Raw genomic sequence first — 11,993 nt, 5'->3', positions numbered from 1 at the left:
TACGCCTACCCCATTCCTCATTTTGTGCAATATATTGATCCTTTTGTCTATTATAATGCATCGCCGTAAACACTCAAGCATATTCAAATAAAGGAGGTGATGCCCGAATTCGTACGCTCGGCAACAAAAACGAATAAACAGGAGGCGATTTCTGATTCATCGTTCGTGAAAACGAATAATAGAGGGGCGACGATGTCGCCCCTCTTTTTAATGTCGATAGTGACGAAGACTTCCTGTGAAGCCCCGCTCGTCACTTGATCCCTCTACAAGTTCAGGAAGCAAGCAGCTTGAAGTAATCGATATTGCCGATTTCGTCGCCGGCCGCGTTTTCAAACGTCAGGTACAGATTTTGAACGCCGGCTGTAGGCGTGATGGAGATCTGCGACGTTTTCCACGTCTGCAGCCCGCCCGTCGGTGCGATATTTAACGTACCGATGACGGTGCCGGACGGACCGCCGGTTCTTAGACGCAAGGTTCCCATCTTGTCCGAAGCGAATTTAAACTCCGCTTTGGTCATTCCCGTCAGGTTCACGTTGGCGTAAGCCGTCCAATCGCCGGGCTTCAAGGCGCCGATATACTGCGCACCGGTCGAGCCGGAAGCGATCGCGGCTCCCAGCTGCGCGCCGTATTTCTCGGCTTCGATCATGATTGGAGCCGGTGCGGTCGCGACCGGCGCAGCGGAGCCGGCATGCAGGCTCTCCAATACGGCATGCGCTTCCTTCATATAGGAGACCATTTCAGTATAGGGCTGATCCTGCTGATTCACGAGACCGGTATTGTAGCTCTCCCCGTCCGGCCTGCCCGTCACCGGCTGATCGTAGTACGAATACCAGCCGGATCCGACGAACAGCGGATTGGCGGCCTGACTCTCGATGAATGTCTCGAAAGCCCTGCCTCTGTCCGCGATACTCTCCGTCTTCGTCGGTGCGCTTATATAGGTCAGCCCTCTGACCGAGGTGCCGAACGAATACTCCTGATTCAGGAGCGGCTTGTCGTATGCCGCATATTTGGCGATCCAATCGGCATTCTGCGTGTAGCTGTCCACCGAGAAGGCGTCGACGTAAGCCATCGCGCCTTGATCCCAATCCAGACTCGTGCGCCAGGTCGGAACGACGGAGCTGCCGAGGAACAGATGGTTCGCATCGTACTTTTTGATGATGTTGCGGATGGTGGAATAATACGTTTTGGACGCCAGCCGGATATATTCGGATACGTCCACGCCAGGCACTTTGGCGATATCGACTCGCGTATCCTTCAGCGCGGCGAACGACGCGGCACCCGTTCCGAGCAAGCGATTAACCGTTGCCAGATCACCGTTGTATCGGGCCGACATAAAATCGACGAACGCGCTTTTGGCGGGGGAGCTCGCGTCGTATAGCAAAATTTGCTTCACGATCTCGCTGTCCCAGCCCGCTTCGTTGTCATACGTATACCCGATGAGCCATGCGCTGCTTCTCGCGGCTTGAAGCTGCGTCTTCAGCGCGTTGTCGATGATCGTCTCGCTCTCGGGATCGAAGACGTCGTACGTCCACAAAATTCTTCGCAAGTTCGCAGGATCCTGCAGCACTTGAACATAAGGGAAAGTGACACCCTTCGGCTTTGTCCATTTCGCGAACGCGTTAAAGCCCCAATCGATCAACCGCTTCTTAGTGATGTCTTCCCATTTCGCCTCGTAGTTTTCGCCGTATTTTTTCATAACGTTGGCAACGACGAAGCTCACATACTGGCCGTTGGTATCGTTGGTATAAGCCGGCGAATACAAGCTCTTGTCCGGCAGCTCGTCGAAAATGGCCCTCGGGCTCCCGTCGGCTTTGTTGACCGGCGTCTTGTAGCCGGCCTCCCACAGACTTGCCGCATCGACGCCTTTCATAATAAAGGGGTAGCCTTCCGGCGTGATGAACCACCACTTGCCGTTTATTTTTTGCAGTCGGAAAAATCCGGTCGCTGCGTACTTGCCCATACTTTTGATTCCGCCGTAAGCGTCGTATTTAGCCAGGTTCAAAGCAGTCGTCGCCAGCTGAGCCGCCTCGTTCGCATACTCGAGCTGAAGCTGCACGTCGTAGCCGACTTTGCCGGGCCAGGTCTCGCTTATCCATTGACCGTACTTGTCGACCATCAGCGCATCCTTGGACAGCTCGGCCTTGAGATCCGTCGCAGTAAGCGCATCTGTCGAAATCTCGCGCGCTTCGCCGGTCCCTTTGTAAACCTCCACTTCCGTGAGCGGGATATGCTGATACTGCTGCGTTCGCCGGATTTCCAGGATGACATATCTGGCCGTTGCGTTTGCCATCGGCACGGTGACGGTATAATTCAGATTCGTGCCCGACCTGACATGCCTGGCGGCGATATAGTAGCCGAGCTTCGCTTCAGGCCGATACTTGACGGTGATATCTTTAAAGCCCCAATAATTGTTTTGGGAATTCATGACGATGTTGATCTGCTCCAACGGATAGTCCCTTAAGAGATCGAAAACGACTCTTACGGTCGTCAAAGCGGTCCCGCTGCCCATCCAACCGGCATAGTTGCTCAAACCGTCAACCAGCACGCCGTTCGCCGTCGATACCAGTCCGCTTGTCACGCGATCGGGAGAGCTGCCCGCATCTGGCTGCGGGCTGTACAAATAATTGCCCGATTTGATCAACGTACCTTCGGCATGGGCGCTTTCGTTCGGGAGCGCGGGTATTGCAATAATGAACGCCAACATAACTGAAATAATAATCTTTAATTTCCTATTATATGAATTTTTCATCATAAACCTCCTTTGTTACCCTTTTATATCGGATGTCAAATCGATAATATTAATTTATATATATTAATATTATTCCCTCATAATGGATAATGTGAACACACTCGTTTGTAAAATGCGTCCGATGACCTGGCAAACGATATACTTTTGCAGGATGGTATCAGATCCGTTTTCTCTAAGATAGGCCGAACCGCACAAAAAAAAGGAGCCGCAAGGGCTCCTTGAGCGCAAGGGCAAAACTCACCCTGACGGTGTTTGATTACAGCCACTGTCATCAAATGGTCATCCCGAGCGGCTACAGCAGTTCCTCCCGCAGCGCCTTCGGCAGCAGGAAGTCAAAATCGCAGCCCAAATTCGCCTGTAGCACCCGTTCGTGGAACAACAGGCCGTAACCCCGGTCGTCCTGCGGCGCAGGCGCCTGCCAATGTTGACGACGCTCCTTCAGCTCTTGGTCCGTGACCTGCAGCTCCAGCTTGCGGCGGTCAATGTCCAGCTCGATCCAGTCGCCCGTGCGCACCAGCGCCAGATTGCCGCCGACCGCCGCTTCGGGCGCCGCGTGAACGATCAGCGCGCCGTAGGACGTGCCGCTGATTCTCGCATCCGAGATCCGTACCATGTCGCGCACCCCCTGGACGAGCAGCTTCTTCGGGATCGGAATCTGCCCGATCTCGGGCATGGCCGGTGCCCCCTTCGGACCCGCATTCTTCAGCACGAGAACACTGTTTTCGTCCACGTCCAGATCCGGGTCGTCGATCCTGGCCTCCATATCGGCCGGGCTCTCAAAAACGACCGCTTGGCCCCGATGCTTTTTCAAGCGCGCGGTTACCGCGGTTTGCTTGACCAGCGCGCCATCCGGCGCAAGGTTGCCCCGCAGCACCGCGATGCCGCCCTGCGCGTCGAGCGGCTCCGCCGCCGTGCGTATGACGTCGCGGTTCAGCGTCCGCGCCGAGGCGAGATTCTCCCTTATCGTTCGTCCGGTCACCGTCAGGCAATCGAGGTGCAGGTGCGCCTCGAGCTCCTTCATGAGCGCGGGTACGCCGCCGGCTTCGAAGTATTCCTCCATCTGGTACTTGCCGGAAGGCCGCAGATTCAGAATAAACGGCGTGGAGGCGCTGATCGCGTCGAACGTCTCCAGCGGCAGCTTGCGGCCCAGCCGCTGGGAGATCGCGATCAGGTGGATAATCGCATTGGTCGAGCCGCCGCTGGCCATCGTGACCGCGATCGCGTTCTCTAGCGCCTCCGCAGTCATGATGTCGCGCGGACGGATATCCCGGCGGACCAGCTCGACGATCTGTTTGCCCGTCCGTTCGGCCATATGCCTCCTGCGGCTGTCCGGCGCAGGGATGGCCGCGTTGCCCGGCAGCGCCATGCCGATCGCTTCCGCGATCGAAGCCATCGTGCTGGCCGTCCCCATCACCATGCAATGCCCGTCGCTTCGGCAGACCGCATTCTCCGCGATAGCCAGCTCTTCGTCCGTGATGTTGCCCGCCTTGTGCTCCAGCGTAAAGCCGTAGCAATCCGTGCAGGCCCCGAGCGAGCGGCCGTTCAGCCTGCCGTTCAGCATGGGGCCGCCCGTGAGCACGATCGCGGGAATTTTGACGCTGCCCGCCGCCATGAGCTGTGCCGGCACCGTCTTGCCGCAGCCGCCGATGAGCACCACGCCGTCGATGGGCTGCGCCTTCATCATCTCTGCGGTGTCCATCGCCATCAGATTGCGAAGCAGCATCGAGGTCGGCTTGATATACGGCTCGCCGATCGAGATCGTCGGGAATGCCATCGGAAGCCCGCCCGCCTGCCAGACGCCCCGTTTGACGTATTCGACCAGCTCATTGAAGTGCGAATGGCACTTGTTCAGTTCGCTGAACGTATTGCAGATGCCGATGACCGGCTTGCGGAGATCCTCCTCGGTGTACCCCATCGACTTCGTGAAGGAACGATGAATGAAGCCCCACAGCTCCTTTTCCTGAAAATACGACTCGCTCTTCAGCTTGCGGCCGGACGAAGCCTCGGCTCCGCGTTCTCCGTCTCCTTGCGCCATCGGACTTCTCCCCTTCTTCATTTTTGAAGCTGCCGCCCTATGGAACAAGTCCGAGCAGCTCCGGCGTCGGCCGATGGATGATCGCCTCGACGACCGTATCCGGGACGCGCGGCAGCTTCGTTCCCTCTACCAGATCGTTGATGCGCATAAGCGATTCGATCGTCTGCCGCGTCGTGAAAAACGGAAAGTCGGAGCCGAACAAAATTTTGTCCTGCACACCGTACTCCAGCGCCGACACGAGCGCATTATAGAACTGCCACGGCCGTCCGCCGAGCGCCGACAGGTCCATGTACAAATTCGGATGCTTGCGAACCAGCGAGATGCATTCGTCCACCCACGGATGCCCCATATGCGCCACGATCATTTTCAGACGCGGAAAAGCTCTGGCGATCGGATCCAGCATCGCCGGACGGGATGCGTCCAGATAGCCTTCGGGCACGAACGACGTGCCCTGATGCCAAAGTATCGGCACGTCAAGCTCTTGCGCCTTGGCATAGAGTGCGAAGTGCGCTTGGGCATCCGGATAAAAGTTCTGATAGATCGGACCGAGCTTGAGGCCGCACAGCTTCAGCTCCCGGATCGCGGTCTCGAACGCGTCCACGCAGTCCGGACGATTGGGATCGACGCTGGCGAAGCCGAACAGACGGTCCGGATCGGTCCGGCAATAATCGGCGACGTACTCGTTCGGCACGACCATGCCCGTCGCATGCCCGGCAAAGGCAAGCACGATCGAGCCCCGAAGTCCCTTTATATTTTCCCGATGCTGCGCCGGCGTCGCCTCTATGTTCATATCCGGCCCCCAGGCGCGCTTGATCGCCTGATCGGACGGTCCGGACACCATGCCCGGACCGAACAGATGCGTATGACTGTCGAAAATCATGGGCTCGCCGCCTTCCTTGTTTGTTCCTCTTTAAAGCTCGCTGCCGTTCGCCAAATGGCCGCCGTCGACACGAAGCGTCGAGCCGGTCACGTATGAAGCTTCGTCGGAGGCGAGGAACAAAAAGACGTTCGCGATCTCCTCCACCGTGCCGCCCCGCTTCATCGGCGTGCGCGACGAATAAGCAGGCAGGCTCGATTCCGCCCGAAGCTTGCGATCCAGCGGCGTGTCGACGAAGCCCGGCGCGACCGCGTTCACGCGAATGCCATGCACCGCGAGCTCGACCGCCATCGATTCGGTCAATAAAATGACCGCCGCCTTCGAGGCATTGTAATGGGCGAGCCAGCTGCTTGCTGCCAGTCCGTTTTTCGAGCTCATGTTGACGATTGAGCCGCCGCTTCCCTGAGCGATCATTCGGCTCGCAGCCAGTTGACCGAGCCTGAACGTCGCGCGCACATTGATATCGAAGACGGCATTCCAGTGCGCGGAAGGGATCGACAGGAACGCCTCCCGATAGGCGATGCCTGCGTTGTTGGTGAGGATGTCGATACATCCGAAGCGTACAAAGGCGCAATGTGCCGCCCGCTCCAAGCCGGCTTCGTCGGCCAGGTCGCACACTTCGATCGCGACGCGCCCCGGCGATCGGGTCTCCAGCCGCGAGAGCGCCGCTTTAAGCTCCGTCTCGCTTCGGTCCAACAGGACGACGCTGGCGCCCTCCTCGAGGAAGCGCTCGGCAATGCCTTCGCCGATGCCTCTTGCCGCTCCGGTCACGAGCGCTCGTTTACCCCGCAATCTCACGGCTGCCGCCAACCTCCTTTTTTCGCAAGTGCTTACAATACCCCGTACTTGTCGTAAACCTGACGCAGTGTCCTTCCTTGCAGCAGCTCGTCGCGCGTATGGTTCTCGCGGGTTGCCTTGTCCAGCGCACGCCTGAAAACCTCTTCTGCCAGCGCGGCCGGAATGACGACGATGCCGTCCCTGTCGCCGAAGATGACGTCGCCGGGATGGACGAGTACGCCGCCGCATTTGACCGGAATATCGTATTCGATGACGAGTCCGCGTCCTTGCGAATCGACCGGCTTCGTCCCCGTCGCGAATACAGGGAAGCCCAGTTCGAGAATTTTTTTCGTATCGCGGATGAGGCCGTCGACGATCGCGCCGCGCGCACCTCTCATCTTGGATGCCGTCGAGAGCAGCTCTCCCCACAGCCCGTTCTGCAGCGACTCGTTCGTGCAGCCGACGACCACCTCATGCGGCTTGATGCTGTCGACTGCCGCGATCTCCTGTTCGTACGGATGATCCGGCAGGTAGTGCACATCGACGGACAGGATCGTCTTGGCGCGGCCGGCCACGACCCAATCCGGATCGATCGGATTGATGTTTTCCCTCATCACTTGATTGCGGTAGCCCAGCTCGTCGAGCGTGTCGGACAGGACCGCCGAATAGAGCGATTCACTCATGCGGTCGAACAGTTCTTGATCGTTCACGATTGTTATCCTCCATGGTTAACGCTTATTTTGTTGAACGTGCCGGCAGCAGGAGATTGCCTTCGCGATGCCTGATCGCCGCAGATTCGGGCGGCAGGGCGCTTCGATCCACGCCGCGTTCGACGTTTGAATCGTACAGCATGCAGCTCCCTTCGCCGAACGCGCCTTCGGACACTTCGAAGCGGCCGCCTTCAAAGGCGGATCCGGTCACGAAGCACTCGTGATCGGCGTCGTAGCCGGCGATGGCGAAGTGCGCCATCGTCGGACAGGCGGCCATGCTGATCGCGCCGTCGAATCTCCAGCTCGTCGCGCCTCCTCCCGGCTCTCCGCTTCTGCTGAAAAACGCTTGCTCTCCGTTGCTCCCCGAGATCGTCGCGCCCGATCCGACGTCCAGTCGGACATCGCTGCCGCCGGTTAATCGGAATCCTGAATTTCGAATTTCTCCGCCGCGTATCGTCAACCGCTTTCCAGCAAATCGGATCGGGCGGGCGTCGGGTCCCGACCCCTCGATTCGGCAATCCAGAAAGCGCAAATCCCCCGTTCCCGCGAACGCATTGCCGTCCGAGCCCGTGAACCGGCACCCGCGGAACGTCAGCTCCGACGCGACCTCCTCATGGGAGACGCGTCGCCCTTTCGTCAACGCAAAGGCGCAATTTTCCACGACGGAGGGGCGCCGAGAGCGCGCGGAGACCTGCTTGAATTTCACCATCTTTTCCGCCGTGCAATTTTTCATCTGCACCCCGTCGGCATTGAGCCAGAAGGAGCCTGTATCCGCGGTATTTTCGACTCCGGCGCGCGCGTAGACATGAACGTCTTCGAGCGTCAGATCGGTCACCTTTCGAAAGGCAAGAAACCACGAAGCGACATGCTGCTTGACCGTAATCCGCTTTGCGCTCTCTCCCCAGGTCGGCCCGCTGTTGGCGAACGACATGAGGCCCGAGTTGCCGACATAGGTGAGATCGTGCTCATATTGTCCGTGCGTCACGAACGCGCCGAGATCGTCCCCGTCGGCATGGCAGTTTTCGACATGGCAATAGGCCGAGCCGGTGAAGTCGTTCAAGTGCCTGCCGTTGCTCGTCAGGCAGTCCCGCACATGGCCATACAAACAATAAATTTGCTGCGTCAGATAGCCGGTGCCTCCAACGACGACCTCGGCCGGATTCAGCAGCTGGCAGCGCTCCGTTACGTAAAAGGTGTTGTAGCGCCGCATGACGACCGGCCAGTACGTGCCTGTCGCATCGATGCCGACGGCGTCGCATTCGACAGCATACTCGAAGGCGAGCGGATGCGAGCCGGACGCTTCGGTCGCGCCCTTCGCGACGAACTTCATGTTTCGCACGTTCGCCTGCACGATCGGCTTCACACGCCGATACTCGAGGACGCGGCCCGCTTCCAGCGTCCATCCGTTCTTATACTGCAGACGCACATGCGTCGGGTCCGGCACTTCCGTTACCTTGACGAGTTTCTCCAGCTCCCGTTCCGCGCCGCCGGACAGCCGGTCGCCGCGCACGAGCCACCAATCGCCGACGTTGAACGCCGTGGCGTCCGCCACTTCGAAGCGATCTTCCAGCTCCGCAAGCGTCTCCGAGAGCACGACGCGCTGAACGTCGCCCGTCTCCTCGCCGCGGAAGTAGAAAATCGCCGCAAACGGATCGTTCGGCGGTGCAGGTTCGATCCCCGTCGTCGTTACCGTGAAGCCGTTGAAGTTCAGATCGATAAAGCCGCGGGTGATCCGGTGCCGCTGCGTGAAGTTCAAATCGCAGTCCGCTTCGATCCGCCGGATCGAAGGATGTGCGAGCATCGCATCGAGTGCGGCATCCGCAGCCGTTTCGCGTCCGAACACGCCGAAGTAACTGAATTTTCCGACGCCTTCGTGCGAGACGATCCATCTTCCCCGCCCGCCGTCCGCCGGCGCATGAACCAAGCCTCCGTCGTCGGCCAGCTCGCATTCCGGATGCCACGCCACCTCCTTCGCCCCGCCGTCTCCGGCCGCCGCGTAGCCGCGCACCAGAATCGTCTCGCCGGCCTGAATTCCGCCTGACGGCAGTCGCTTCAGCGCCGTCACATCGTCGGCCTGCCGTTGCCAACCGTTCATGTGCGCTCCCCTTTCGCTTCTTCATTCGGCGAAGGCGAAGAGCCGATGCCGGCTCTCCGCCTTCAAGCTCTATCAAGGCGATCAGTTGCCCGCGTCGAAGCTCACCGTCGTACCGCGCGCCTCCGAAACTTGCTGCGCGTAGTACTCGAAAATTTCCTTGCCTGCATACTTTGTCATGAGCTCCTGGCGGTAAGCAGGCCAGTTGTCCGCGGTTTTGTCGTCATAGAGCACCTTGATCTGGAGCTCATTCATGCGCTTGCGAAGCGCGGCCAGGTCCATGCCTTCCTTGACGACGAGGCTGGTACCGACGGACGGCACAAGCTTGTATGCATTCATCGTCGCCAGAATCTCCTTGTCGCGGTCGGTCATATTCGGATCGGACACCTCGACGCCGAACGCCTCGGGACCCGAGATCGGCGTGAACCATTGGTAGACGGACAGGAAGTTGCCCTGATCCGTGACGTTTGTCTTGTATGCTTCCTGGTTCAGCGTGATCGTGCTGCCGCTGCGCGTGTACTCCGAGCCTTCCCGGCCGTAATGGGTCATCAGGAAGCCCTCTTCGCCCGCGAGCCAGTCGAGGATCTGCATCGAACGCTCGATTTCCACATCCGTCGACTTCGAGCTGAACAAGAACGGGTTGCCGGGTACAGGCGTCAGGTAAGTGCCCGTGTCGGCGAACGGATCGAAAGCCACCCAGTTTGCGGTCTCGACTTTTGTGATTTCCTTCGTTTTCGCTTGGAGACCTTCCGGGTTGTTGTCGAACGCCAAGTTTTTGCCGAAGCCGAGCACGATGCCCGCCTTGCCCTGCTCCGCCTTTTCGAGCTGCTGTCCGTTCTTGTTAAGCAGCCAGTCCCGGTCGACGACGCCGAGATCCAGAAGCGCGCGGGTATCCGTCAACACCTGTTGCATGCGAGGGTCCGTGCGGGTATCGATGAATTGGTCGCCTTCGACCATGAAGTCGCCGAACAGGCCGTTTTTTACGTAGGTCGGAAATTCGAGCGACATATTCGTTCCGTTGCCGTATGCGGTGAAGCCGTAAGTATCGTTTTTGTTGTTTCCGTCCGGATCGCGGGTCGTGAAGGCTTTCATGACCTCGACCATCTCGTCGTACGACTTCGGCACGGACAGGCCGAGGTTGTCGAGCCAGTCCTTGCGTACGTAATAAGACCGATAATAATTTTTTTCGTAAGGAACCGGAGCGCGCGCGAACTTTCCCTGGACCTGGTACTTCGGCAGCTCTTCCTCGGTGACCCAGTACTTGAAGTAGTTCGGCATGTTGGCCGGCGTCACGAGGCCCGTCATGTCGCGTGCGACGCCGTCCGCAATGTATTGGTTCGAGGGGATGCCTTCGGCGAAAAAGACGTCGGGAATGTCGTTGGAAGCGACCAGCGAGTTGAATTTGTTCTGAAAGTCCGTTCCGAGAGGCATATAGTCAATGACGAGGTCGACGTTAAACTTCTCGTCGATCGCCTTCTTGACGAAGTCGGCATCCCCTTTGGGGAGCTGGGCGTCCGCCGAGGCGATGACATACCAGTTCAGCTTGAGCTTCGTCGCGGCCGTGGCGGACGATGCGGAGGAACCGGACGAGGAAGAGCCGGCGGACGGCGAAGCGCCGTTGTCGTTGTTGCCGCAGGCGGTGGCCAATAGGGATGCGGCGGCAAGGCTTGCCAGTATGGCGCTTGTACGTTTCATGTGGAATGACCTCCCTGGATTGGGTTGCATGACGAGCCAGCTTGCATGGAATGTGCGGAATGCCTTCTTTTTCATGCCTTTCGGACTGTGGGTCGCCGGCGCCGAGGCGCTTCGGCTGACGCATCCCCCCTTGACGAGTTAGACGGATCAGCCTTTAACGGCGCCGAGCAGCATCCCTTTGATGAAGTATTTTTGCAGAAAAGGATAGACGGCGATGATCGGCACGATCGCGACAACGACGGTTGCCATCTTGATCGACTCCGGCGGCAACGCGCTCAGCTGCGATTGAGGTACGGACAGCTCCTGACTCACGCTGGGCGTGACGATCATATTGCGGAGGACGACTTGCAGCGGGTACAGATCCCGGTCGTTCAAGTACATGATGCCGCCGAAGTAGGCGTTCCAATGGTTGACCCCGTAAAACAGCCCGAGCGTCGCCATGATCGGCATGGACAGCGGCAGTACGATCCGGAGCAGCGTGCCGACGTCCGTGCAGCCGTCCACCTTCGAAGCCTCTTCGATCTCCGACGGGAGCGATTCGAAGTACGTTTTCATGACCAGCAGGTTAAAGGTCGATACCATGCCGGGAATGATGAGCGCCCAGAGCGTGTTCATCAGGCCCGTCGCCTTGACTGTAAGGAAAGTCGGGATGAGCCCGCCGGAAAATAGCATCGTGAATACGATTCCCATGAGCACGGCGTTGCGTCCCGGCAAGTATTTTTTGGAGAGCGGATAGGCAAGCAGCGTCGTGACGATGAGGTTCAGTGCGGTGCCCGCCAAAGTGACGAAGATCGTCACGTTCAGCGCCCTCGGCACGACGCCGCTGTTAAAGATCGCCTTGTAGGCATCCCAAGTGAAGGTTTTGGGAATTAGGAGAAAGCCGCCGTTGCGGAGCACCTCCGTATAAGGCGTAATCGAGACGACCGCAACATAATAAAGCGGGAACAAGGTCGCCAGTCCGAATACGGAGAGAATGACGATGATAAACGCGTCCACAATGCGGTCTGGAACCGACTTTTTGAAAATATAGGTCAATTGCGCCACCTCCGTTCGATGCT

The 11,993-nt window shown here is 58.6% G+C and carries 8 protein-coding genes; all 8 read right to left on the bottom strand.

What is annotated here, in order from left to right; genetic code table 11:
- Positions 1 to 271: 271 nt before the first annotated feature.
- The 8 genes from KVT38_RS10385 to KVT38_RS10350 all read right to left on the bottom strand — a co-directional run bounded on the left by KVT38_RS10385 (position 272) and on the right by KVT38_RS10350 (position 11,979).
- Positions 272 to 2,641 carry a carbohydrate-binding protein gene (locus KVT38_RS10385; RefSeq protein ID WP_217593640.1) on the bottom strand — a complete coding sequence of 790 codons (2,370 nt, stop codon included), beginning with the start codon at positions 2,639 to 2,641 and terminating at the stop codon, positions 272 to 274.
- Positions 2,642 to 3,041: 400 nt separating this feature from the next.
- Positions 3,042 to 4,805, bottom strand: a complete 1,764-nt coding sequence (locus KVT38_RS10380; protein WP_254639132.1) for an IlvD/Edd family dehydratase — start codon at positions 4,803 to 4,805, stop codon at positions 3,042 to 3,044.
- Positions 4,806 to 4,821: 16 nt separating this feature from the next.
- Positions 4,822 to 5,664, bottom strand: coding sequence for an amidohydrolase family protein (locus KVT38_RS10375; protein WP_217593639.1), 843 nt, complete (start codon positions 5,662 to 5,664; stop codon positions 4,822 to 4,824).
- 30 nt (positions 5,665 to 5,694) lie between these two features.
- Positions 5,695 to 6,459, bottom strand: coding sequence for an SDR family NAD(P)-dependent oxidoreductase (locus tag KVT38_RS10370; protein WP_217593638.1), 765 nt, complete (start codon positions 6,457 to 6,459; stop codon positions 5,695 to 5,697).
- Between the two features lie 32 nt (positions 6,460 to 6,491).
- Positions 6,492 to 7,148 (bottom strand): RraA family protein, encoded by a 657-nt coding sequence (locus KVT38_RS10365; RefSeq protein WP_217593637.1) that lies wholly within the window; start codon positions 7,146 to 7,148, stop codon positions 6,492 to 6,494.
- A 25-nt stretch (positions 7,149 to 7,173) separates the two neighbouring features.
- Positions 7,174 to 9,243, bottom strand: a complete 2,070-nt coding sequence (locus KVT38_RS10360; protein WP_217593636.1) for a hypothetical protein — start codon at positions 9,241 to 9,243, stop codon at positions 7,174 to 7,176.
- 81 nt (positions 9,244 to 9,324) lie between these two features.
- Complete coding sequence (locus KVT38_RS10355; protein ID WP_217593635.1) at positions 9,325 to 10,935, bottom strand: type 2 periplasmic-binding domain-containing protein; 1,611 nt, start codon at positions 10,933 to 10,935, stop codon at positions 9,325 to 9,327.
- Between the two features lie 147 nt (positions 10,936 to 11,082).
- Positions 11,083 to 11,979 carry a carbohydrate ABC transporter permease gene (locus KVT38_RS10350; protein ID WP_368859080.1) on the bottom strand — a complete coding sequence of 299 codons (897 nt, stop codon included), beginning with the start codon at positions 11,977 to 11,979 and terminating at the stop codon, positions 11,083 to 11,085.
- Between the last annotated feature and the right edge of the window lie 14 nt (positions 11,980 to 11,993).

Source organism: Cohnella sp. GbtcB17, from assembly GCF_019091135.1.
GTDB lineage: Bacteria > Bacillota > Bacilli > Paenibacillales > Paenibacillaceae > Cohnella.
The sequence above is the reverse complement of the archived record's forward strand: the minus strand, read 5'-3'. Positions and strand labels throughout refer to the sequence as shown.

What these genes read in the sequence shown, in the direction of transcription:
- KVT38_RS10360 (WP_217593636.1), bottom strand. Translation starts at nt 9,243, where the DNA reads ATGAACGGTTGGCAACGGCAGGCCGACGATGTGACGGCGCTGAAGCGA.
- KVT38_RS10380 (WP_254639132.1), bottom strand. Translation starts at nt 4,805, where the DNA reads ATGAAGAAGGGGAGAAGTCCGATGGCGCAAGGAGACGGAGAACGCGGA.
- KVT38_RS10355 (WP_217593635.1), bottom strand. Translation starts at nt 10,935, where the DNA reads ATGAAACGTACAAGCGCCATACTGGCAAGCCTTGCCGCCGCATCCCTA.
- KVT38_RS10375 (WP_217593639.1), bottom strand. Translation starts at nt 5,664, where the DNA reads ATGATTTTCGACAGTCATACGCATCTGTTCGGTCCGGGCATGGTGTCC.